At 57.2% G+C, this 21910-nt stretch carries 22 protein-coding genes, 1 tRNA gene and 1 pseudogene (1 of these 24 only partly in view); 16 read left to right on the top strand and 8 right to left on the bottom strand.

Annotated features, from left to right (window positions below):
* The first annotated feature begins 226 nt into the window (after positions 1-226).
* From HNR62_RS02215 to rnd, 4 genes are all read left to right on the top strand, one after another.
* A complete protein-coding gene (locus HNR62_RS02215) occupies positions 227-2101 on the top strand; it encodes a DNA repair helicase YoaA (RefSeq protein ID WP_239552549.1) in 1875 nt (624 codons plus the stop codon).
* Between the two features lie 7 nt (positions 2102-2108).
* Complete coding sequence (gene tsaB / locus HNR62_RS02220) at positions 2109-2795, top strand: tRNA (adenosine(37)-N6)-threonylcarbamoyltransferase complex dimerization subunit type 1 TsaB (RefSeq protein ID WP_204794472.1); 687 nt, start codon at positions 2109-2111, stop codon at positions 2793-2795.
* Between the two features lie 218 nt (positions 2796-3013).
* On the top strand, positions 3014-4723 hold the full coding sequence (gene fadD, locus HNR62_RS02225) for a long-chain-fatty-acid--CoA ligase FadD (RefSeq protein ID WP_204794473.1): 1710 nt from the start codon (positions 3014-3016) through the stop codon (positions 4721-4723).
* A 52-nt stretch (positions 4724-4775) separates the two neighbouring features.
* A complete protein-coding gene (rnd, locus tag HNR62_RS02230) occupies positions 4776-5870 on the top strand; it encodes a ribonuclease D (protein ID WP_204794474.1) in 1095 nt (364 codons plus the stop codon).
* A 56-nt stretch (positions 5871-5926) separates the two neighbouring features.
* On the opposite strand, the gene minE is transcribed toward rnd, so the two are convergent.
* From minE to minC, 3 genes are read right to left on the bottom strand one after another with little or no spacing between them, the layout of a single operon-like run.
* Positions 5927-6214, bottom strand: a complete 288-nt coding sequence (minE, locus tag HNR62_RS02235) for a cell division topological specificity factor MinE (RefSeq protein WP_204794475.1) — start codon at positions 6212-6214, stop codon at positions 5927-5929.
* Between the two features lie 3 nt (positions 6215-6217).
* Complete coding sequence (minD, locus tag HNR62_RS02240; protein WP_204794476.1) at positions 6218-7030, bottom strand: septum site-determining protein MinD; 813 nt, start codon at positions 7028-7030, stop codon at positions 6218-6220.
* A 23-nt stretch (positions 7031-7053) separates the two neighbouring features.
* The gene (minC, locus tag HNR62_RS02245) at positions 7054-7746 is read right to left on the bottom strand and encodes a septum site-determining protein MinC (RefSeq protein WP_204794477.1); all 693 of its coding nucleotides are present in this window, start codon (positions 7744-7746) and stop codon (positions 7054-7056) included.
* 105 nt (positions 7747-7851) lie between these two features.
* Here minC and HNR62_RS02250 point away from each other — a divergent pair, with 105 nt between their 5' ends.
* Genes HNR62_RS02250 through HNR62_RS02260 form a run of 3 tightly spaced genes read left to right on the top strand, consistent with a single transcriptional unit; the run spans position 7852 to position 9282 of the window.
* Positions 7852-8133 carry a YcgL domain-containing protein gene (locus HNR62_RS02250; protein ID WP_204794478.1) on the top strand — a complete coding sequence of 94 codons (282 nt, stop codon included), beginning with the start codon at positions 7852-7854 and terminating at the stop codon, positions 8131-8133.
* A gap of 47 nt (positions 8134-8180) precedes the next feature.
* Positions 8181-8843, top strand: coding sequence for a fumarylacetoacetate hydrolase family protein (locus HNR62_RS02255; RefSeq protein WP_204794479.1), 663 nt, complete (start codon positions 8181-8183; stop codon positions 8841-8843).
* Positions 8844-8847: 4 nt separating this feature from the next.
* Positions 8848-9282: a YcgN family cysteine cluster protein gene (locus HNR62_RS02260; protein ID WP_204794480.1), complete on the top strand. Its 435-nt coding sequence runs from the start codon at positions 8848-8850 to the stop codon at positions 9280-9282.
* 31 nt (positions 9283-9313) lie between these two features.
* On the opposite strand, the gene dsbB is transcribed toward HNR62_RS02260, so the two are convergent.
* Positions 9314-9910, bottom strand: coding sequence for a disulfide bond formation protein DsbB (gene dsbB, locus HNR62_RS02265; RefSeq protein ID WP_239552535.1), 597 nt, complete (start codon positions 9908-9910; stop codon positions 9314-9316).
* A gap of 39 nt (positions 9911-9949) precedes the next feature.
* Here dsbB and fadR point away from each other — a divergent pair, with 39 nt between their 5' ends.
* On the top strand, positions 9950-10663 hold the full coding sequence (fadR, locus tag HNR62_RS02270) for a fatty acid metabolism transcriptional regulator FadR (protein WP_204794481.1): 714 nt from the start codon (positions 9950-9952) through the stop codon (positions 10661-10663).
* A gap of 43 nt (positions 10664-10706) precedes the next feature.
* On the opposite strand, the gene HNR62_RS02275 is transcribed toward fadR, so the two are convergent.
* From HNR62_RS02275 to HNR62_RS02285, 3 genes are all read right to left on the bottom strand, one after another.
* The gene (locus HNR62_RS02275) at positions 10707-12215 is read right to left on the bottom strand and encodes a SpoVR family protein (RefSeq protein ID WP_204794482.1); all 1509 of its coding nucleotides are present in this window, start codon (positions 12213-12215) and stop codon (positions 10707-10709) included.
* A 64-nt stretch (positions 12216-12279) separates the two neighbouring features.
* A complete protein-coding gene (locus HNR62_RS02280; protein WP_204794483.1) occupies positions 12280-13548 on the bottom strand; it encodes a YeaH/YhbH family protein in 1269 nt (422 codons plus the stop codon).
* 23 nt (positions 13549-13571) lie between these two features.
* Complete coding sequence (locus HNR62_RS02285; protein WP_204794484.1) at positions 13572-15494, bottom strand: PrkA family serine protein kinase; 1923 nt, start codon at positions 15492-15494, stop codon at positions 13572-13574.
* Between the two features lie 804 nt (positions 15495-16298).
* On the opposite strand from HNR62_RS02285, the pseudogene HNR62_RS16420 reads away from it, so the two are divergent.
* From HNR62_RS16420 to HNR62_RS02325, 8 genes and pseudogenes are all read left to right on the top strand, one after another.
* Positions 16299-16778: pseudogene (locus HNR62_RS16420) on the top strand (NAD(P)/FAD-dependent oxidoreductase); the annotation flags it as partial.
* 73 nt (positions 16779-16851) lie between these two features.
* Positions 16852-17169 (top strand): (2Fe-2S)-binding protein, encoded by a 318-nt coding sequence (locus tag HNR62_RS02295; RefSeq protein WP_204794485.1) that lies wholly within the window; start codon positions 16852-16854, stop codon positions 17167-17169.
* Positions 17156-17299 carry an FAD-dependent oxidoreductase gene (locus HNR62_RS02300; protein WP_204794486.1) on the top strand — a complete coding sequence of 48 codons (144 nt, stop codon included), beginning with the start codon at positions 17156-17158 and terminating at the stop codon, positions 17297-17299. The genes HNR62_RS02295 and HNR62_RS02300 overlap by 14 nt, the downstream gene beginning before the upstream one ends.
* A gap of 298 nt (positions 17300-17597) precedes the next feature.
* The gene (locus tag HNR62_RS02305) at positions 17598-17822 is read left to right on the top strand and encodes a hypothetical protein (protein ID WP_204794487.1); all 225 of its coding nucleotides are present in this window, start codon (positions 17598-17600) and stop codon (positions 17820-17822) included.
* Positions 17823-17954: 132 nt separating this feature from the next.
* Positions 17955-19145, top strand: coding sequence for a PcfJ domain-containing protein (locus HNR62_RS02310; RefSeq protein WP_204794488.1), 1191 nt, complete (start codon positions 17955-17957; stop codon positions 19143-19145).
* A gap of 79 nt (positions 19146-19224) precedes the next feature.
* Entirely contained in the window at positions 19225-20148 is a 924-nt protein-coding gene (locus HNR62_RS02315) for a metallophosphoesterase (RefSeq protein WP_204794489.1), read from the top strand.
* A 305-nt stretch (positions 20149-20453) separates the two neighbouring features.
* Complete coding sequence (locus HNR62_RS02320) at positions 20454-21350, top strand: C-terminal helicase domain-containing protein (protein WP_239552536.1); 897 nt, start codon at positions 20454-20456, stop codon at positions 21348-21350.
* Positions 21322-21669, top strand: coding sequence for a 3'-5' exonuclease (locus HNR62_RS02325; protein WP_204794490.1), 348 nt, complete (start codon positions 21322-21324; stop codon positions 21667-21669). The genes HNR62_RS02320 and HNR62_RS02325 overlap by 29 nt, the downstream gene beginning before the upstream one ends.
* A 219-nt stretch (positions 21670-21888) precedes the next feature.
* On the opposite strand, the gene HNR62_RS02330 is transcribed toward HNR62_RS02325, so the two are convergent.
* Positions 21889-21910, bottom strand: a tRNA-Val gene (locus tag HNR62_RS02330); it runs 155 nt beyond the window's last position.

Below are 21910 nucleotides of genomic sequence, written 5' to 3' on the forward strand. Positions count from 1 at the left end.
CGGCGGTGCTGGAAAAACACCGGGCCGCACCGATGGAGGCGGTGTTGGGCTTGGTACAAAAACGGCATAGTCGGCTGCCGTGCCGCAACCGCTTTTGTTATCATGCCCTTTTCAGCGACGAGATTTTCCTGCCTTGGACCAAGACGACAGCAGCCCGACTTTTGCCGGACGCTCTACCGAGCTTTCTACCGAACTCTTTACCGAGCTCTTTACCGAAAAGGGGCCGCTGGCCCGGGCCATCGACGGCTTTAAACCCCGGGCGGCTCAGGTAGAGATGGCGACGGCGGTAGGTCAGGCGCTGGACGACAAGTTACCCCTGGTGGTGGAAGCGGGCACCGGTACCGGCAAAACCTACGCCTATCTGGCGCCGGTGCTGGCGGCGGGCAAGAGGGTGGTGCTCAGTACCGGCTCGCGCAACCTGCAGGAGCAGCTGTTTCATCGCGACTTGCCCACCCTGGTCAAGGCGATGCATTATCATCATCCGGTGGCCCTGCTGAAGGGGCGATCCAACTACCTCTGTCTGGAGCGATTAGGCCTGCTGAACGAGAGCGTCCCCATGCTGTCGGCAGAGGGGCTGGCCGATTTGCAGCGGGTGCGGCGTTTCGTGCCCATGACCCACAGCGGTGACATCGGCGATATTCCCGGTCTGGCCGAGCGCAGCGAGGTGTTGCCGCTGGTCACCAGCACCAACGACAACTGTCTGGGCCGTGACTGTCGTCATTATCAGGACTGTTATCTGGTCAAGGCCCGCAACAAGGCGATGGAGGCGCAGGTAGTGGTGGTGAATCACCACCTGTTCTTCGCCGACATGGCGGTGCGCGACACCGGCTTTGGTCAGCTGATCCCCGATGCCGACGCCTATATCCTGGATGAGGCCCATCAATTGCCGGAGATCGCCGGCCAGTATTTCGGTCAGAGTCAGTCCAGCAAGCAAATACTTGAACTGGCACGGGATCTGCGGCTGGCGCAAAAGGTCGAAGCCAGAGACATGGCCCAGATAGGCAAGGCCGCCGAGCAGCTGGAGCGTCATGCCCAGGACCTGCGGCTGGCCTTTGGCCATGACAGCGGTCGCGGCCAGCTCAGGCCCATGCTGGCCCGGTCCGAGGTGGCCCAGGCGCTGGTTCGACTGAACGAGAGCCTGGCGTTCTGTTACGAGGTACTCAAGCTGGCGCTGGGGCGGGGCGAGCAGCTCGATCACTGCTTCGAGCGCCTGGTGGGGCTGCGCACCCAGCTGGACTCGGTCACCCGGGTGGAAGAAGACGGCTATTCCTACTGGTTCGACTGCACCCGACGGCATATCAGCTTTCACAAGACCCCGCTGTCGGTGGCCGACCGCTTCTCGGTGGAGCTGGCCAAAGACGAGGTGAGCTGGGTCTTTACCTCCGCCACCCTGGCGGTAGGAGACAGTTTTGCGCACTTTTGCGCCGATCTCGGGCTGTCAAGGTGTCGTACCTTGCAATTGGACAGCCCTTTTGATTACTCTCGCCAGTCCCGTTTGTGCGTGCCCCGTTATCTGCCGGAAACCAACGCCGCCGGTCGTGGCCGCTGGCTGGCCGAAAGCCTGGCCGACACCCTGGATGCGGTGCCCGGCGGCAGCTTTTTTCTCTGTACCAGTTACAAGGTGATGAACGAGGTCGCCGAGGTGTTGCGCATCCGGCTGGATCGTACCGTGCTGGTACAGGGCGAAGACAACAAGGTGCGGCTGCTGGAGCGTTTCAGCCAGGATGGCCGTGCCGTGCTGGTGGCCACCAGCAGTTTCTGGGAAGGCATAGATGTGCGCGGCAATGCCCTGCAATGTGTGGTGATCGACAAGCTGCCGTTCAGCGCACCGGATGATCCGCTGCTGAGTGCCCGGCTTGAAGACTGTCGCCGGCGGGGCGAAGACGGCTTTGCCCGGGTGCAGTTGCCCAAGGCCATCATTACCCTCAAGCAGGGGGTAGGGCGGCTGATCCGGGACGTAGAGGACAAGGGCGTACTGGTGATCACCGACGGCCGCCTGGTCAACCGGGCTTACGGCGCCGACTTTATCAATAGCCTGCCGGCTATGCCACGCACCCGCAGTTTGCAGCAGCTGGCCGAATTTTTATCAACCCTGGAGTAATGAACACATGACCCGAATTCTGGCCATCGACACCGCCACCGAGGCCTGCTCTGCCGCCCTGTGGCAAAACGGCGAGCTGTTGAGCCGTTATCAGGTGGCACCACGAGGCCATACGGACTTGATCCTGCCGATGGTGGCCGAGCTGCTGGCCGAAGGCGAATTGACTCTGAACCAGCTCGATGGGTTGGCCTTCGGGCGGGGCCCGGGCTCTTTTACCGGGGTACGCATCACCCTGGGGGTGGCGCAGGGGCTGGCCTATGGCGCCGACTTGCCGCTGTTGGGCGTCTCCAACCTGCAGGCGCTGGCTCAGGGTGCCCATCGTGCCTGCGGTGGCGAGCGGGTGCTGACCGCCATCGATGCCCGCATGGGGGAAATCTATGTTGGGGCTTATCGGCTGGAACAGGGGCTCATGGTCGGCACCCTTGAAGAGCGGGTATTGCCGCCGGGGCAATTTCTGGATACCTGCGCGGACACCGACCGCTGGCAGCTGGGTGTGGGCTCGGGTTTTGTCACCTATGCTGAACTCATGAGCCGGGTAGAAGTACTCTGCGAGGCGGTGCCCTTTCCCGAAGCCCGGGATTTGTTACCCCAGGCCATCGCCCTGTGTCGTGCCGGGCTGGGCGTGGCCGCGGCCGATGCGCGTCCTGTCTATCTGCGGGACAAGGTGACCTGGCAAAAACTGCCGGGCCGCTGACAGGAGCTGCAGTGAAGATTTTCTCGATCAAACTCTCAATCAAACAGTGGGAAGACCCGGATTCCCCTCTGTTCTATCCTCAGCGGCCTTACCACCGTAGTTTTAAGTACCGCCAGCGTAGGCGGCGAAACAACCGGCGTTGTTTGCGGCTGTGGCATTACCGGCGGCGTTGACGGGACGGCCAATCTACGCCCTTGTTAGTAGCCCGGGAGACTGAAATGGAACATGTTCTATCTGGTCAGCAGCCGACACCTTTTTCCGGAAAGCCCTGGCTGCATCGCTATCCGGCCGATGTTCCCGCCGAGATCGATGCCGATAAATTCGGTTCTCTGCTGGACATGTTTGAACAGGGTGTGAGTGAGTTTGCCGATTTGCCGGCCTACAGCAACGTCGGCAAGACGCTCAGCTATCGGCAGTTGGATACGCTGTCCCGGAATTTTGCCGCCTATCTGCAGCAGGGTCTCAAATTGGCATCGGGTGATCGCATTGCGCTGATGATGCCCAATTTGCTGCAATACCCGGTCTGCCTGTTCGGCGCCCTGCGCGCCGGCCTGGTGGTGGTGAATGTCAATCCGCTCTATACCGCCCGCGAGCTGAAGCATCAGCTGAATGACGCCGGGGCGAGCATCATCGTCATCGTGGAAAACTTTGCCCATACCCTGACCGAGGTGCTTGAAGAGACGCCGGTGAAACAGGTGATCCTGACCCGCATCGGTGATCACCTGGGGCTGGTGAAGGGCACCCTGGTCAATGCGGTCGTTAAATACATCAATAAGCTGGTGCCCGAATATCACTTGCCGGCGGCCATATCTTACAAGACGGCCCTGACCCGGGGCCGTGGCCTGCGTTATGTCCGGCCCGAATTGAATGGCGATAGCCTGGCCTTCCTGCAATATACCGGCGGCACCACTGGCCGCTCGAAAGGGGCCATGCTCAGTCATCGCAATATGCTGGCCAATGTGGAGCAGTGTCTTGGCGTCTATGGCCCGGTATTATGCAAGGGACAGGAAAAGGTGGTGACCGCACTGCCGCTCTATCATGTGTTCGCGCTGACGGTAAACGGCCTGCTGTTTTTTCGCATCGGCGGACACAACCTGCTGATCACCAACCCGCGGGATATTCCGGCTATGGTGCGGGAGCTCAAGAACTTTGACTTCAGTTGTATCACCGGCGTCAACACCCTGTTCAATGTGCTGGTGAACAACGCGGGTTTCCGGGGGCATGACTTCAAGAGCCTGAAGCTGACCATGGGCGGTGGCATGGCGGTACAGCGAGCGGTGGCCGAGCGGTGGCAGGCCATTACCGGCAGGCCTCTTCTGGAAGGGTATGGTCTGACCGAATGCTCACCGCTGGTGACCGTCTGTCCTTATGACATGGACGGCTATAACGGCTCCATCGGCCTGCCGGTGTGCTCCACCGAGGTCAGGCTGGTCGATGATAACGACGAGGAAATTCATCTGACTCGGACTCCCGGCGAGCTGGAGGTGAAGGGCCCCCAGGTGATGCGTGGCTACTGGAGACAGAGTGGCGCAGATGACGACACCTTCCATGACGGCTGGCTGCGTACCGGTGATATCGCTACCATCGACGAGCAGGGCTTTCTGAACCTTGTGGATCGCAAGAAAGACATGATACTGGTATCCGGTTTCAATGTATTTCCCAATGAAATCGAAGACGTGGCCATGCAGCACCCGGCGGTACTGGAGGCGGCGGCGGTGGGCGTACCTCACAGGATCAGCGGCGAAATCGTCAAGCTGGTAGTGGTGAAAAAGCCGGGCGCCCGGCTGGACGAAAAAGCACTGATCGGCCATTGTCGCCAATATCTGACTGCCTATAAGGTGCCTAAGGTGATAGAATTTCGTGACGAATTGCCCAAAACCCACGTCGGTAAAATACTGCGCCGGGCGCTGCGAGAAGCCGCTGCCTGAGTCGAAACCCCGGGCAACCGGGGTTTTATTTTGCCGATCACTCAGAGCGCCCATGACTTATACACTGATCACCGATAACCAGACCCTGGCCGACTTCTGTGCCACCGACGCCACCCTGCTGGCGCTGGATACCGAATTTGTTCGCACCCGCACCTTTTATGCCAAACCGGGCCTCTACCAGCTGTTCGACGGCCGGCGTACGGCGCTGATTGATCCGGTTGCGGTGTCGGATCTGTCGCCCTTGTGGCGCTTGCTGCACGACCCGGCCCGGCTGTGTGTACTGCACGCGGGGGGAGAGGATCTGGAGCTGTTTCAGCATCAGAGCGGCGCCTTGCCGGCCCGGGTGCACGATACCCAGCTGGCCGCCGCCTTCCTTGGCTATGGCACCCAGTTGGGTTTTGCCCCTCTGGTAGAGAAGTTGCTGGAGGTGAGCCTGGACAAGGCCCATGCCCGAACCGACTGGCTGGCCCGGCCCTTGTCGAGTGCTCAGCTGAGCTATGCGGCAGACGATGTGATTTATCTCTATCCCGTGTATCAACAGTTGATGCAGCAGCTGCAGCAGAAGGGGCTGACCGACTGGTTCGAGCAGGAATGCGAGCGGGCGGTAAAGCGACGCAGCGAAAGTGTGGCTCCTGCGCTGGCTTATCTCGATATCAAGAATGCCTGGACCCTGGACCCTCAGGCGCTGGGCATATTGCAGCGCTTGTGCCAGTGGCGGTTGACCGAGGCACGTCGTCGGGATCTGGCGGTCAACTTTGTGGTGAAGGAAGCGAATCTGTTTCGCGTGGCGGAGCGGGCGCCACAGAGTCTGGGTGATCTGAATCGTCTGGGGCTGGAGCCGATGGAAATCAAGCGTCATGGCGACACCTTGCTGGCGCTGGTACAACAGGCGCTGGATGCTCCCGACAGCTGGCCGGCGCCGGTGCAGCGACTGGTGGATTATCCGGGCTACAAGGCAGAGCTCAAGCGCATCAAGACCATTGTGGAACGTGCCGGAGAGCAGGCCGAGATTCCGGCGGAATTGATCGCGTCCAAGCGATTGATCCATCAGTATCTGAGCTGGAAGTGGCGGCTGGAAGAAAGCAAGGACATGACGCCTGCCTTGTTGCAGGGCTGGCGCGGCGAACTGCTTACCTCACAACTGTGATGTAAGGCGTAAGATGTGGTGAGTAAAAAGGGGGCGAACCGGCTCGCCCCTGGCTTTTACGATGCGGCTGTTTTTTCTGTTTTTTCGTCGATATCGGGGAACATGATGTTAAGTTCCAGTACCGACAGATTATCGCCTTTTTGATCGAGCTGTACCGAAATCTGATCGATATCGATGTTCACATATTTACGAATCACCTCCAGAATATCCTGTTGCATCTGCGGCAGGTAATCCGGGGTATCCCGCTGGCTACGTTCGTGGGCAACAATGATCTGCAGGCGCTCTTTGGCGAGCTTGGCGCTGGTTTGGGTCTTTTTTGAACGAAAATAGTCCAGTAGAGACATGGGTTAACTCCCAAAAAGTCGGCTAAAAAATCCCTTCTTCTCTTCATCGAGGAAACGGAAGGAGCGTTCTTCGCCCAGCAGGCGGGCAACGGTGTCGGCATAGGCCAGGGCGGCATCGGATTCGCCGTCCAGGATCACCGGCTCACCGGCGTTGGATGCCTTGAGCACGGCCGGGGATTCGGGGATCACCCCGAGCAGCGGTATAGCGAGAATTTCCTGTACGTCATGTACGCTCAGCATGTCGCCACGGCTGACGCGCTCGGGAGAGTAGCGGGTCAGCAACAGGTGTTCCTTGATGGGCTCCATGCCTTTTTCGGCCCGACGCGACTTGGACGACAGAATCCCCAGAATACGATCGGAATCTCGTACCGAGGACACTTCCGGGTTGGTGGTGACGATGGCTTCATCGGCAAAATACAGGGCCATCAGCGCCCCGGTTTCGATGCCGGCGGGCGAGTCGCAGATGATGTATTCGAAACCCATGTCGGCCAGATCGTTGAGGATTTTCTCTACCCCCTCCCGGGTCAGGGCGTCTTTGTCCCGGGTCTGGGAGGCGGGCAGAATATAGAGTTGCTCGACTCGCTTATCCCGGATCAGTGCCTGAGTGAGGTTGGCGTCACCGTTAATCACGTTGACAAAGTCGTATACGACGCGACGCTCGCAGCCCATGATCAGATCCAGGTTGCGCAAGCCGATATCAAAATCAACCACCACGGTTTTATGCCCAAGACTGGCCAGGCCGGTACTGATGGCTGCACTGGAGGTGGTTTTACCCACGCCTCCTTTCCCGGATGTGACGACGATAATTCGTGCCATAGTGTGTTCCTAAGGTCGTAAAATTAGAGGCGATCGAACTTTAGTTGTTCGCCCGCCAGAGAAATAGTAACTGGCTGTTCCCAGTTAACACCCTGTAATCCATCACTGAGTTGATAATTACCGGCAACAGAAATCAACTCTGCCATCAGTTGTTGACAATAAATACGGGCCGACTCGTTGCCTTTGGCACCGGCGACTGCCCGGCCGCGAAGTTGCCCATAAATATGAATACTGTCATCGGCGATGACTTCGGCCCCGTTACTGACCGATCCCAGAATCACCAGTGAACCGTTGGCTGCATAGAGCTGCTGGCCCGAGCGTACCGGGCCACGGTGAACCTTGGTTCCGGGTTGGTTAAGCAGGGCGGTCGGGGCTGCGGGAGCTTCTTGTTGCTCTTGTTGCATCGGAATCTTGCCGGTGCTGAGCACGGCCAGGCCTGCAGCCCGGGCGGCGGCTCGGGTCGCATCATCTTTGACACCGGTAATCCCCACCGGCACCAGCTCCAGTGCCTTGAGGGCATCGGCCAGGGCGGTGAAGTCGGGTATCTGTAACAGTTTTTCTATGTTGATGACCAGCGGTGCGGCGCGAAAGAACGCCGGAGCCAGTGCAATTTTTTCTGCCAGTTGTTGCTTTACCCGCTGAATATCGCCGTCGGTCATATGCACTACCGACAGGGTAAAGCTACTGCCTTTTAATTCGATGCCATGCTCCGCCATAAGCGGCTTTCCCCCGAGGATTCAATCCTTTTTGTTATTGGTCGTGCTGATGTTATAGTTTGCCATCTTAACTGGCAATAAACCCGACGGATTATAGCAATTTCCATGTTGTGTGTAGTGTATAAAAGCCCTAAAAAGGCAGAGACCTATCTTTTTGTCGAGCGACGCGACGACTTTTCTCGTGTGCCTTCCCCCTTGCTGGATACCTTCGGGTCGCCCAGGCTTGCGATGATCATTAACCTGGCAACAAAGACTCACCTGGCGCAGGCTGATCTGGCCAAGGTCAGGCTGGCGTTAAAGACCCAGGGCTATTACCTGCAATTGCCACCACCGCCGGAAAACCTGCTGAAACAACATCGGGCGTCACAGCTTGATCCTTCTGCCTGACGCCTGAATTCTCTTTCAATACGTTGCGTACCAGCAAGGAGCCACTCATGTATCAACATATGGACTTACAGGGGCAGCCTTTGCCCTATGCCGTGGGTAAAGTGGTGTGCGTTGGCCGCAGTTATCAAGATCATGCGGCAGAGCTGAACAATCCGGTACCTGAAGAGCCCTTGTTGTTCATCAAGCCGTCCACCAGTCTGACCGGCCTGGATGCACCGCTGTTGCTGCCCAAGGGGCTGGGGGCCGTGCATCATGAGCTGGAAGTGGCCTTGTTGATTGGTCGTCGTTTGTGCCATACCGAGCCGGGTCATGCACTGGAGGCGGTGGTCGGTGTGGGGTTGGCGCTGGATTTAACCCTGCGCGATGTACAGGACCGGCTCAAGGCGCAGGGACACCCCTGGGAGCGGGCCAAGGCATTCGACGGCAGTTGCCCTGTTACTCCCTTCGCTCTGCCCGAGGTGCTCAACGATTTGCAGCACCTTGATTTTTCCTTGCGGGTCAATGGGGAGCAACGGCAAAAGGGGAATACCGCCATGATGATGTGGTCCATTGGCGAGCTGTTGGCACAAATGAGCCGCTGTTTTACGCTTAATCCCGGCGATGTGGTACTGACCGGCACCCCCAGGGGGGTGGCCGAACTCAAACCGCTGGATGAACTCGATATGCAACTGAACGGTCAGTACCGTTTCAGTGCCAAAGTAGCAGGATAAACTTATGCAGGCCGATTTCTGGTATACCAAGTCTCTGGAGGAGATGTCCGATGGGGAATGGGAAGCCTTGTGTGACGGCTGTGGTAAATGTTGCCTCAACAAGCTGATTGATGAAGACACCGACGAGCTGGTACATACCAATGTGGCGTGTGAGCTGTTGAACACCCACAGCTGTGCCTGCAGCGATTATGACAATCGCTTCGCCAAGGTGCCGGATTGCCTGAAGATTACCCGGGACAAGCTGGACGATTATTTCTGGCTGCCTTCCACCTGCGCCTATCGTTTGCTGGCAGAAGGCCAATCGTTGCCGTCCTGGCATCCGCTGCGCACCGGATCCAAGAGTGCCATGCACAAGGCCGGTCAGTCGGTACGCGGCAAGGTCGTACCTGAGTCCAGGGCCGGCAACTGGGAAGATCACATCATTACCTGGGCGCGTTAATCCGTGAGGGGTAAGGGGTGAGGGGTAAACCTCACGCCTCACGCCTCATGTTTATTATCCGCACGAGGATAAACAAAGCCGCCAGTGCGGCCAGCAGGGCGAAAATACCCATCAGCCACTGGGGCATACTGAAGCCCAGCCAGATCCAGGAGGCATCGGCGCAGTCGCCAGTGGGATGAAACAGGGCCGGCCACCAGCGATCCAGTGCCAGCCAGTCCGGGAATTCCGCGAAACTGGAGCACTGATTAAAGGGGGAGGGATTGAGTTGATAACCGACATGTACTTTTGCCAGCCAGAACCCCTTGACCGACGCCGCCAGCCAGGCAGCCAGGGCAAAACCGCTGACCAGCCCGTTGCGTGGCGCCAGCCAGCCGAGCCCCCCTGCCAGTATCACGCCGGCAAGGGCTGCTCTTTGATAGACACACATCACACAGGGATGCAGGCCCTGTATATATTGAAAAAACAGCGCTGCGGCCAACAGTGAGCCGGCGGCGAGGGTCAAGAGACCCCAGGCAAAACGGGTGCGTGAAAAGGCGTACAGCATCGGTTCCTCATGGCGTTCGGGATGAATGACAGTTGGCAGGGGCAGGGTTGTGGGGAACTGGTCGGCTCTGTTATTATCGCCCATCAATCTTGCCTGTCGTAACAAATTTAACAGAGTGGTTTCATGGTCATCAAGGCACAAAGCCCCGCCAATTTTGCAGAACAATATATCATAGAATCCATCTGGAACGGCCACTTTCCCCCTGGCTCCATACTCCCCGCCGAGCGGGAGTTATCGGAGCTGATCGGGGTGACCCGCACGACCCTGCGTGAGGTGCTGCAGCGTCTGGCGCGGGACGGTTGGCTGACCATACAGCACGGTAAGCCGACCCGGGTGAATAACTTCTGGGAAACCTCCAGCCTCAATATTCTGGAAACCCTGGCGCGCCTCGATGAAGACAAGATGCCGGAGTTGATTGACCATCTGTTGTCTGCCCGCACCCATATCAGCAGTATTTTTATTCGTGGCGCGGTAAAAAATGATCCGGAACGCGTGATAACGGCCGTCGCCGCGCTGGAACAACTGGCCGACGAGGCCGATGCCTTTGCCGCCTATGACTATGAATTGCATCATCAGCTGGCTTTTGCTTCCGGCAATCCCATCTACGCCCTGATCCTTAACGGTTTCAAGGGATTGTACTGTCGGGTGGGGCGCTGTTATTTTTCGCAGCCGGCGGCGCGTCAGCTGGCGGCGGATTATTATCGCGCCCTTGCCGGCCTTGCGCACAACGGCAACCTCGAGGCAGTGGCCGAGCTGGTACGGGAGTATGGTAAAAATTCGGGCCAGTTATGGTTTGATATGCGAGAGCATATGCCGGACGGTCTGGCCCCGCAGTGATAAAAACGCCTCCATGACGGAGGCGTTTTTGATTCGGCGATGTTTATTCGGTGATGGGTCGCTCCGGGCAGCGACCTATGATGATGGCATTGCCATCCGGCTCTTCCTGCTCCAGCACCACATTAAAGCCCCACAGACGATGCACATGTTTCAGTACCTGATGGTGTGAATCCGCCAGCGGAATGCGGTTGTGCGGCACATGCCTCAGGGTGAGGGAGCGATCGCCTTTCACTTCCACGTTATGCACCTGAATATTGGGTTCGAGGTTGGACAGGTTATACTGATTGGACAGGGTCTGGCGCAGCTGGCGATAGCCCTGCTCGTCGTGGATGGCCGAAATTTCCAGATAATTGCGGGTATCGTCGTCGGCCACCGCGAACAGGTGCAAGTCACGCATCACCTTGGGTGACAAAAACTGGCTGATGAAGCTTTCGTCCTTGAAGTTCTCCATGGCAAAGTGCAGGGTTTTGACCCAGTCGGATCCGGCAATGTCCGGAAACCAGGCCCTGTCTTCAGCGGTGGGGTGCTCGCAGATACGGCGCAAGTCCTGAAACATGGAAAAGCCCAGCGCATAGGGGTTGATACCGGAATAATACTTGCTGTTATAGGGCGGCTGAAAGATGACGTTGGTATGGTTGTGCAATACTTCCATGATGAAACGGTCGGTTACCAGCCCTTCGTCATACATATGCTGGGTAATGGTGTAGTGCCAGAAGGTGGCCCAGCCTTCATTCATCACCTGGGTCTGCTTCTGCGGATAGAAATACTGGCTTATCTTGCGCACGATACGCACGATTTCCCGCTGCCAGGGCTCGAGCAGGGGGGCGTGTTTCTCGATGAAATACAGAATGTTTTCTTCCGGCTCCAGGGGATAACGGCGTTTCTTTTCCTGCTTGGCGTCATCCATGCGCGGCAGGGTTTTCCATAGCTCGTTGACCTGGGTCTGCAGATAGGCCTCGCGGGCTTTCTGGCGCCGGCGCTCTTCGGCCAGAGACAGTTTTTGTGGCCGCTTGTATCTGTCTACCCCGTAGTTCATAAGCGCATGGCAGCTATCGAGGATGGACTCCACTTCGGCGACCCCGTATTTTTCTTCGCACTCGGTGATGTAGTGTTTTGAAAACAGCAGGTAGTCGATAATGGACTCGGCATCGGTCCAGGTCGTGAACAGATAGTTGTTCTTAAAGAAGGAGTTATGACCATAGCAGGCATGGGCGATAACCAGGGCCTGCATCGGCATGGTGTTCTCTTCCATCAGGTACGCGATACAGGGGTTGGAGTTGATGACGATTTCATAGGCCAGACCCATCTGACCACGCTTGTAATGTTGCTCGGTCTGAATGAATTTTTTGCCGTAAGACCAGTGATGGTAGCCAATGGGCATACCGATGCTGGAGTAGGCATCCATCATCTGCTCGCCGGTGATGATCTCTATCTGGTTGGGATAGGTGCTCATGCCATAACTCTCGGCAATGCGGGCTATCTCCTTGTGGTAGGCCTCGAGTAACTCAAAGCTCCAGTCGGGACCATCACTGAGCGGGCGGAGAGTGGTCATTGCTTCAGAGGTTGTTGCATTAGACATAGTTACCTCAGACATAGTTACCTCAGACATAGTTACCTCATGCCGCTTGTTTCTTGAACAGTTCCCTGAATACGGGATAAATGTCTTCTACCGCACGAATATGTTCCATGGCAAAGTTGGGAAACTGGCGGGCGATGGACTCGTATTCGTGCCAGAGTGTCTGGTGCGCCCGGTTGGTAATTTCTATATAGGCGTAATAACGCACAAAAGACATGATGTCGTTTTGCAGCAACTGTTTGCACAACGGCGAGTCGTCGGCCCAATTATCGCCATCGGATGCCTGCGCCGCATAGATGTTCCATTGATCCGCAGGATAACGGGCTTCCATGACCTCTTTCATCAGTTGCAGGGCACTGGAGACAATGGTGCCCCCGGTTTCCTGGGAGTAGAAAAACTCCTGTTCGTCCACTTCCTTGGCCTGGGTATGGTGGCGGATAAACACCACCTCGACATTTTTATAGGTCCGGGTCAGGAACAGATAGAGCAACAGATAAAAGCGCTTGGCCATGTCCTTGGTGGCCTGATCCATGGAACCCGACACATCCATCAGGCAGAACATGACCGCCTGAGTCGAAGGAATGGGGCGCTGCACAAAGTTGTTGAAGCGCAGATCGAAGGTGTCGATAAAGGGCACGGCGGCGATGCGCCGTTTTAGCTCGACAATTTGTTCTTCGATATCCTGTATGCGGGCATAGTTTTCGGTGGGATGTTTGCCGAGTTCGGCCAGCTCCCGCTCCAGTTCGGCCACGGTTTTTTTCTTGCCTACCTGCAGTGCCATGCGCCGGGCCAGAGACTGGCGCAGCGATCGCACTATGTTGATGTTGGCCGGCACGCCGTCTGCGGTATAGCCGGCCCGGAAGGTTTTCATTTCGCTTATTTTGTTGAGCTTGTTTTTTTCCAGATTTGGCAGCTCCAGACCATCGAACAGCAGGTCGAGATATTCTTCCTTGGAGATCTGGAAGACAAAATCGTCCTCGCCTTCGCCCTGATTGCTGGCGTCGCCCTGGCCACTGCCGCCTGCGCCGCCACCGGCAGGACGATCGATCCGGTCGCCGGTAACAAACTGATCATTCCCCGGGTGTACCTGGTCCCGATGGCCACCCTTGCCCTGATGAAACAGCGGCTCCGAGATATCGCGGGTAGGAATGGAGACACTTTCCCCCTTGTCGATATCCTGAATGCTGCGTTTGAGTACCGCATCTGACACCGCTTTTTTCAGTTGTTGTTGGTAGCGGCGGATAAAGCGCTGCCGGTTAACAGCGCTCTTGTTGCGGCCATTTAGTCGTCTGTCGATAAAATGCGCCATAATTTCCCCCAACACTCATTTCGTTAAGTTGACTTGCGTACCCGCAGATACCATTCCGACAGCAGTCGCACCTGCTTGCGGGTGTAGCCTTTTTCCATCATCCGGGCGACGAAGTCGTCGTGCTTTTTCTGCTCGTCGGCACTGGTCTTGGAGTTGAAGGAAATGACCGGCAGCAACTCTTCCGTATTGGAGAACATTTTCTTCTCGATAACGGTTCTGAGCTTCTCGTAACTGGTCCAGTTGGGGTTTTTACCGGCATTGTTGGCCCGGGCCCGCAAGACGAAATTGACGATTTCGTTACGGAAGTCCTTGGGGTTACTGATGCCGGCCGGCTTCTCTATTTTTTCCAGTTCGGCATTGAGCGCCGAACGGTCGAACAGCTGGCCGGTTTCCGGGTCCCTATACTCCTGATCCTGAATCCAGAAGTCGGCATAGATGACGTAGCGGTCGAAGATGTTCTGACCATATTCGGAGTAGGACTCAAGGTAGGCGGTCTGAATCTCCTTGCCGATAAACTCCACGTATTTGGGGATCAGATAACCCTTGATGAACTCCAGATAATGGTCGTGGACGTCTTGCGGGAACTGTTCCCGTTCTATCTGTTGTTCCAGTACATAAAACAGGTGCACCGGGTTGGCGGCGACTTCGGCGTGGTCGAAGTTGAATACCCGCGACAGTATCTTGAAGGCGAAACGGGTAGAAAGGCCATTCATGCCTTCGTCGACCCCGGCGTAATCCCGATACTCCTGGTACGACTTGGCCTTGGGATCCGTGTCTTTCAGGCTTTCGCCGTCATAGACGCGCATCTTGGAATACAGGCTGGAGTTTTCCGGCTCCTTCAGACGCGACAGCACGGTGAACTGACCCAGCGTCTCCAGGGTGCCCGGAGCGCACTTGGCGGTAGACAGCTCACTGTTGGTCAGCAGTTTCCGGTAGATCTCCACCTCTTCGGTGACCCGCAGGCAGTAGGGTACCTTGACGATGTAAACCCGGTCGAGAAAGGCTTCGTTGTTCTTGTTGTGTTTGAAGTGCTGCCATTCCGACTCGTTGGAGTGAGCCAGAATAATGCCTTCGAAGGGCAGGGCAGAGAGCCCCTCGGTACCGTTATAGTTACCTTCCTGGGTTGCGGTCAGCAGAGGGTGCAGTACCTTGATGGGCGCCTTGAACATCTCCACGAACTCCATCATGCCCTGGTTGGCCTTGCAGAGTGCGCCGGAGTAGGAATAGGCGTCGGCATCATCCTGGGCATAATGCTCCAGCTTGCGGATATCGACCTTACCCACCAGAGAAGAAATGTCCTGGTTGTTGTCATCGCCCGGCTCGGTTTTGGCGACGGCAATCTGGTCGAGCACCGAAGGATAGACTTTTTCTACCTTGAAGCGGGAGATGTCACCGCCGTATTCATGCAGTCGCTTCACTGCCCAGGGTGACATTATGGGTCGCAGATAGCGGCGTGGAATACCGTAATCCTGCTCCAGCATGGGGCCGTCTTCCGTGGCATCGAACAGACAGAAAGGGTGATCATTGACCGGTGATCCCTTGAGCCGGTAAATAGGTACCTTCTGCATCAATCCCTTGAGACATTCGGCCAGCGAGGATTTACCACCCCCCACCGGACCCAGCAGATACAGTATCTGTTTCTTTTCTTCCAGTCCCTGAGCGGCGTGCTTCAGGTAGGACACAATCTGCTCGATGCTTTCCTCCATGCCGTAAAACTCGGCGAAAGCAGGATAGCGGGCAATCACCCGGTTAGAAAAGAGTCGGCTGAATCTGGGCACCTGTGCGGTGTCGATCATCTCCGGCTCGCCGATGGCCATCAAGAGGCGCTCGGAGGCCGAGGCATAACAGGCCTTGTCTTCCCGGCACATGTCCAGAAATTCCAGCAGGCCGTACTCCTCTTCTTTTGCCTTCTCGTAGCGCGTTTGGTAGTGCTCGAATATACCCATGGCTTTATCCCCTATAAATCCGGCTCTGACGTTTACAACAGAAGAAAGAGCCTGGCGCACACATATTTCATTCCCTTACTGAAAGGTTAGACAGGATTTCTCTATTACGCTTGTGTAACATTCAGAAATAACGAAGAATTTGTGGCATCAACCCTGTTGAACTCTCTGCCGAACTCTCTGTCGGACAAGGCTTTTTTTGCCAGAAAACAGGGGGCCTCTGTTGCGGATGCGCTTGAATCCCAAAGGTAACATCCAATGATTACCTTTACGTTATCGTCACCGTGGTGCTCATTTGATGTTCAATTGAGTAATTCGTGATCTATTTACGTTGACTTCACATTTTCGTCCAGTTAGATTGAACCAGCACTGGGGCCTGACCATTTGCCTCAACTGAGTAAGCAAGTTGTTCGGTGCCAGGTGTCGCTCTGTTTAAGCACGTTTCCGTTTGTTTTGCCCTCGCTCGCGAGGGTTTTCTTTTTTCTGTAGATGCAAAAAATCAGTATTTACGTTTACGTAAGTAAGTACATGCCGGTGATCATGTATTCAAAAATTTGATGTTGTTGTGCGCCGATTTCTCTCTGCCTACCTTAATCTCAACACTCAGCAGTTTCAGCCACGGTGTTGCTTGATGCTGCGCTCCCGGTGGGCGGCTAATTCGTTGGTATTCATTGTGGCACTCCCTCAGGCTCTGGTTATGACAGTGACGGAGAGGAATGTGTTAGATGATTAAGTTTCAGCAGCTCAACGCCTTCAAGGCCGTCTATGAGCTTGGCACCATGATACTACCAACCACGTCATCATGTACTGAACATAGAGACCACGCATGATGGCTTTGTGCTGCATACGGAGCAGGGGCCGATACGGGCCGGGCAGCTGGTATTGGCGGCGGGGCTCGATAATCGCCGGCTGGCGCCCATGGTCGGGTTGTCACAACCCCTGACTCCCCAGCGGGGCCAGCTGCTGATCACCGAGCGCCTGCCGAGGTTACTGAATTATCCGTCCATCTATCTGCGTCAGACCGGGGAGGGAGCCATCCAGATCGGCGACTCGTCCGAGCAGGTCGGCCTGGATGACGATAATACCCCGCAGGTGATGGCGCAGCTGGCCCGGCGTGCTATTTCCTTGCTGCCTGCATTGCGCCACCGGCACATAGTACGAGGCTGGGGAGCACTCAGGGTGTTGAGTCCGGATGGCTATCCGGTGTATGAGCAAAACCGGACACCGGGGCCGCAGGTCCATGCCTTCAGCTCTCACAGCGGCGTCACCCTGGCAGCGGTGCACGCCCTGACGCTGGCGCCGATGCTGATGGAGCCCGTTACTGGATGTCTTCACTCCCCAACGATTCAAGGATTAAGCCATGTTCAAGGATGTCAGCGGGCAGCAGCGCCCCTTGCAGACCCTTTATGTCGACGATCAACCCCGGCAGATACCCGCCGGCTATACGGTCGCCGCTGCCTTGCTGGCGCTGGGATACAAGGCCAATCGCACCAGCTCCATTTCCGGCAGTCCACGGGGTCCTTATTGCATGATGGGGGCTTGTTTCGAATGCCTGGTCGAGATCGACGGCATCCCCAATCGACAGGGGTGCCTGATCGAGGTGCAGCCGGAGATGCGCGTTCGGTTGTTCTTGCCGAAAGAGCAGGATTCCGGAGAGGAGCTCGATGATGGATGCTGATCTGGCCATTGTTGGCGCCGGCACAGCGGGCATGGCGGCGGCCATAGAGGCGGGTCGTCTGGGCCTGAAAACGGTGCTGCTGGACGAACAACCCCGGGTTGGCGGGCAGATTTATCGCAACATAGGCTAGCCATCGCTGGCCGATCCCCGCATTCTGGGGCCCGACTATTACGCGGGACGCACCCTGGCTGACGAGGTTGCCGCCAGCGGCTGTCGGTATTTGCCGAATACCCAAGTATGGCAGCTCGACCGCGATGGTCGGGTGTATTACAGCCGGGAAGGAAAGGCCGCCTCAATACAGGCGAGTCAGGTAATGATTGCCAACGGTGCCCAGGAGCGACCCTTTCCCATCCCCGGCTGGACCTTGCCCGGTGTCATGACCGCCGGGTCGGCGCAAATTCTGTTGAAAACCCCGGGGGTGGGGGCCGATGGCGCCGTGTTTGCCGGCTGCGGACCCCTGCTTTACCTGCTGCGGCATGGGGCCCTGCCAGGGGCGCCAGTGCGGGCTGCTGGTCTCGGAGCTGATGGCCCGATTGCAGGGGCAGAACGTAGAGAAGGGCGGCTATTACCGTCTGCGCGCTCCGGTAAAGCCCCTGACCCTGGACGAGCTGGCCAGTATGGATCAGCCACCGGAGCCGGCTTGGCGGGAGTAAATCAGGCTCAGTTCTTGTCGATGGTAGCCAATCGGGTATTATTTGCGGGTGTTCTTTATATGTGCCGGGCGACACTCGTTGTTGCCTGTTACTTTGAGGATGACCGACAGGCTCGATTGACGGAGAAGGCGTATGTGGCTGGACGCACAGCAGATGGAATATACCCCCGAGGGGCATTTTGTAGTGCAGTTATCCGAGCCGATAGCGGCGCACTTTCGCTATCGCTCCTGGGCGCAAGGCCTTGGCTGTGAATGCCGGGAGCAGGAGCGCTGGCTGCCCGAAGACAGTGATTTGGGTATTTCCCTGCTCGATGCCGCGGCCCTGGCTGGTGGCGACAGTCCCCTAGGGCGGTTCGTTGGCGAAATTCCGGCCCCTGTGCGGGAGGCCGTACAGCCCTTTTATTACCAGCAGACCCGGTTGCTGCAATGGCTGACGCGAAGCCCGCACGCCCGTGAGCTGTTTTCGCACTCACCCAATCTGTGCTGGTTGCTGATTGTCGGTAGCGGCGAGGAAGAATGGCCGAATGCCAGAGTGGATGAGCTGCTGAGGCAATCGCGCCGACAGATCCTAAAGGCCCTGACCGGTAGCGGCAGCAAGGCCCTGGTCAGGCTGTTGGGCAAGGTACAGCTGTGCAAGGCCGATCTGAAAGAATACCGTCTCATTTGCCAGGCGCTGGCTCAGCCAGAACAGTTGCAGCCCCTGTCCACATGGGCCGAGATTCCGGTCAACCTCTTGCTGGTGGCCACCGACTTTCCGCAACTGATCCAGGGCCGCCTGATCAGACCGATGGTGTTGACCAGGGATCTGACCCCGGAAGCGATGAGGGCGAGGATCCGTCGATATGGCCGATACTGGCAGGATGCGCTCAATGTGGCCCGGCTGCTGGGCATGACAGACGCCCGTATTGCATTGGAGCGTTGCGAAGACCCGCAAGCGCTCAAGGCACTGCACGACCGCTGGACCGATCGCCTGAATCGGCAACGTTTCATTGCGGTGCACGGGAAAGTGGAATTTCCACCGCCACCTGTGCCCGGCAATGCGCATATTCATCCGATTCTGACGATGGAAGATTTGCAGGAAGAAGGACGACTGATGCGCCACTGTGTAGCCAGTTATGCCCACAACATCATAAGCGGTGAATGCTATATCTACCGGATAATGCAGCCTCAGCGGGCGACCATAGAAGTGGCGTTTCAAAACGGGGAGCCGGTGATTCGTCAGGTGTCGCTGGCGCGCAACCAGAAACCGGACGAGCAGACCTGGGCCGCCATTCGTCACTGGTTGCGGCCAGATGAGCGCGGTCACATGAGATTGATTGGCTGACATATCGGCGCCGGCATCTTGTGAATGACTTTATTTATGCCAACATGAAATTTTTGTAATAAAACAAGGAAGGCCAGCCATGTACGATATTGTCGGTGATATTCACGGCCATGCCGCCGAGCTGGAAGCCCTGCTCACCAAAATGGGTTATCGGCAAGGTGAATGCGGCTGGCGCCATCCCGCACGAAAAGTCATTTTTCTCGGGGATTTTATCGACCGCGGCCCTGAGCAATGCAAAACCGTGGCGATTGCCCGCGCCATGGTAGAGAGCGGCCAGGCGCTGGCGGTGATGGGTAATCACGAATTCAACGCAGTGGCCTATGCCACACCGGATCCGGATAGAGACGGCCAGCATTTGCGGCCTCACACCGAGAAAAACTGCGGACAACATCAAAGATATCTCGATCAGGTAGGAGAGGGCAGTGCCCTGCACCGGGAACACATTGCCTGGTTCAAGACGCTGCCGTTGTATCTGGACCTGCCGGAGTTCAGGGTGGTGCATGCCTGCTGGCATCCGGAGCAGCTAGACAAGATAGCGCCATATATTGATGAGCGGCAGCGAATTCGGGAGTACGCCTGGCCGATGCTGACCCGCCTGGGTGAGGCCGGGTTCGAAGCCCTGGAAACCCTGCTCAAAGGGCTGGAAATTCCCTTGCCGCAGGGGCATTCGTTTTTCGACAAGGACCGGAACCCGCGTTGTCATATCCGTAGCCAATGGTGGAACCGGGCGGCAGTCACCTACCGGGATCTGGCCCTGGTGCCGGAAGAAGCCATGGCCCGGATACCGCATACTCCGGTGCCGGCCGACATATTGCCGGGCTACGATGGCCACAAACCGGTATTTGTGGGCCATTACTGGCTGACCGGTACACCGGCTCCGCTTGATGAGCATATCGCCTGCCTGGACTACAGCGTTGTGGCAAAAGACGGCGGCAAGCTTTGCGCCTATCGCTGGGATGGAAAGCAGACCCTGAGCGCCGAACGTTTCTGCTGGGTGGAGTAAACTATTGCCTATAGTCGGCACGGCAGTAAAAAAGTGACGATTCAAGGAGGCTCCCTGCGCAGCAAGCTGGCCCGGCGTGCTGTCACGCCGTTCCGACACCCTGATCATGCTCTCGGCCACGCCCCACGACGGCAAGCCGGAAAGTTTCGTCAGCCTGGTGAACATGCTCGATGCCACCGCCATTGCCAATCCGTCCGAGTACCAGCATGACGACTTCGCCGACAAGAACCTGGTGGTACGCCGCTTCAAGAAAGACGTGAAAAGCCAGATGGCCGGCGAGGCAGCTTGCCTGCCTGCACGGCGCCATGGCCGATACCGAACTGATGACAGTGGTGGAAGACTTTGGCAAGGCAAAATCACCGCTGCGCCTGCTGGTGTGTTCGGATGTGGCCTCCGAAGGCATCAACCTGCATCACCAGAGCCACAAGCTTATCCACTTCGACATACCCTGGTCGTTGATGGTGTTTCAGCAACGTAATGGCCGTATCGACCGCTATGGCCAGCAGTACCCGCCCCAGATCCGCTACCTGCTAACCGAAAGCCAACAGCCGCAGATCCGCGGCGACATGCGGGTGCTGGAAGTGCTGATCGAAAAGGACGAGCAGGCCCAGAAAAACATCGGCGACAGCTCCGAATTTACCCGCCGCTACGATCAGGCCGACGAAGAAGAGCAGGTGGCCGAGTTCATGATGCAGGGCGATGGCTTCAATGGTGCCGACCTGTTCGCCGATCTGCTCGACACCAATGCCGCCGTTCATCACGACGATCCCCTGGCCGGGCTGGCGCCCCAAGCCGCCCTGACCGGCACCATGGCCGAGGCCCGGGCCGAATTGCCCCGCCTGTTCAGTACCGAGTCCGACTACTGCCAGCGCGCCCTGACCCATCTGCGCCACAGCGGCCAGCAGCTGCAATTCGAGCGCCTGCCGGACGGCACCCTGTCGCTGGTGGCACCGGAGGATCTGCGCCTGCGCTTCAAACAACTGCCGCCGGACAACTGGCAGCTGCTGCTTAGCGACGACCTCAACATCATCAATACGGAAATCCGCCGCTGCCGTGGCGAACAGCACGCCTGGCTGGCCATTCACTTGTGCCGGCTTGGCAGAGGAATCGGCGTTTCTACGGGAAGAAATTGCCGCCCTGACCGGAGATGGGGTGCCTTTGGGGGCCATTTGTGTGGTCGCCCGTACCAAGCACCTGTGTGACCGTTACGCCGACGCCCTGAAAGATGCGGATATTCCGACGCTGACCCTAGACGCCGACAGTAGCGATAACGAGCAAACCGACGGTGTGCGTATTGCGACCCTGCATAGAGTCAAGGGACTGGAGTTTCAGTATATGTTTCTTGCCGGTATCAATCAGGGGGTGGTGCCTCAGCCCTATACCCGGCAAAGCGCCGATCCGGTAGAGCTGCGCGACAACGAATTCAACGAACGCGCCCTGCTGCACGTGGCCGCTACCCGGGCGGTAAAGGGGTTGTATGTGAGTTGCAGTGGAGCGCCGAGTGTCTTTCTGGAGCCATGACAGTGTTGGTTGGTGACTAACGGGATGGATATTCAATGACCCGAAGATCCATGCCTATGCGGTATTATCTTTATTTATTATGCCAACATGCATAGTTAACCTGAGACAATATCGCACCGCTTGAACATCGGAAGAATAGTGATGTAACCAGGAAACAGAAGTCGGCAGGGGAGAGCACAACGAAAAAGCGCACTCATTTGAGTGCGCTTTTTCGAAATTTGGTGCGTCCTAGTGGATTCGA

This window comes from Oceanisphaera litoralis, from assembly GCF_016907015.1.
Lineage (GTDB): Bacteria > Pseudomonadota > Gammaproteobacteria > Enterobacterales > Aeromonadaceae > Oceanimonas > Oceanimonas litoralis.

Bases quoted from the DNA above. Each gene is read 5' to 3' on its own strand.
- tsaB (WP_204794472.1), top strand. From the start codon at position 2,109: ATGACCCGAATTCTGGCCATCGACACCGCCACCGAGGCCTGCTCTGCC.
- fadD (WP_204794473.1), top strand. From the start codon at position 3,014: ATGGAACATGTTCTATCTGGTCAGCAGCCGACACCTTTTTCCGGAAAG.
- rnd (WP_204794474.1), top strand. From the start codon at position 4,776: ATGACTTATACACTGATCACCGATAACCAGACCCTGGCCGACTTCTGT.
- minE (WP_204794475.1), bottom strand. From the start codon at position 6,214: ATGTCTCTACTGGACTATTTTCGTTCAAAAAAGACCCAAACCAGCGCC.
- minD (WP_204794476.1), bottom strand. From the start codon at position 7,030: ATGGCACGAATTATCGTCGTCACATCCGGGAAAGGAGGCGTGGGTAAA.
- minC (WP_204794477.1), bottom strand. From the start codon at position 7,746: ATGGCGGAGCATGGCATCGAATTAAAAGGCAGTAGCTTTACCCTGTCG.
- HNR62_RS02250 (WP_204794478.1), top strand. From the start codon at position 7,852: ATGTTGTGTGTAGTGTATAAAAGCCCTAAAAAGGCAGAGACCTATCTT.
- HNR62_RS02255 (WP_204794479.1), top strand. From the start codon at position 8,181: ATGTATCAACATATGGACTTACAGGGGCAGCCTTTGCCCTATGCCGTG.
- HNR62_RS02260 (WP_204794480.1), top strand. From the start codon at position 8,848: ATGCAGGCCGATTTCTGGTATACCAAGTCTCTGGAGGAGATGTCCGAT.
- dsbB (WP_239552535.1), bottom strand. From the start codon at position 9,910: ATGGGCGATAATAACAGAGCCGACCAGTTCCCCACAACCCTGCCCCTG.
- fadR (WP_204794481.1), top strand. From the start codon at position 9,950: ATGGTCATCAAGGCACAAAGCCCCGCCAATTTTGCAGAACAATATATC.
- HNR62_RS02275 (WP_204794482.1), bottom strand. From the start codon at position 12,215: ATGACCACTCTCCGCCCGCTCAGTGATGGTCCCGACTGGAGCTTTGAG.
- HNR62_RS02280 (WP_204794483.1), bottom strand. From the start codon at position 13,548: ATGGCGCATTTTATCGACAGACGACTAAATGGCCGCAACAAGAGCGCT.
- HNR62_RS02285 (WP_204794484.1), bottom strand. From the start codon at position 15,494: ATGGGTATATTCGAGCACTACCAAACGCGCTACGAGAAGGCAAAAGAA.
- HNR62_RS02295 (WP_204794485.1), top strand. From the start codon at position 16,852: ATGTTCAAGGATGTCAGCGGGCAGCAGCGCCCCTTGCAGACCCTTTAT.
- HNR62_RS02300 (WP_204794486.1), top strand. From the start codon at position 17,156: ATGATGGATGCTGATCTGGCCATTGTTGGCGCCGGCACAGCGGGCATG.
- HNR62_RS02305 (WP_204794487.1), top strand. From the start codon at position 17,598: ATGGCGCCGTGTTTGCCGGCTGCGGACCCCTGCTTTACCTGCTGCGGC.
- HNR62_RS02310 (WP_204794488.1), top strand. From the start codon at position 17,955: ATGTGGCTGGACGCACAGCAGATGGAATATACCCCCGAGGGGCATTTT.
- HNR62_RS02315 (WP_204794489.1), top strand. From the start codon at position 19,225: ATGTACGATATTGTCGGTGATATTCACGGCCATGCCGCCGAGCTGGAA.
- HNR62_RS02320 (WP_239552536.1), top strand. From the start codon at position 20,454: ATGGCCGATACCGAACTGATGACAGTGGTGGAAGACTTTGGCAAGGCA.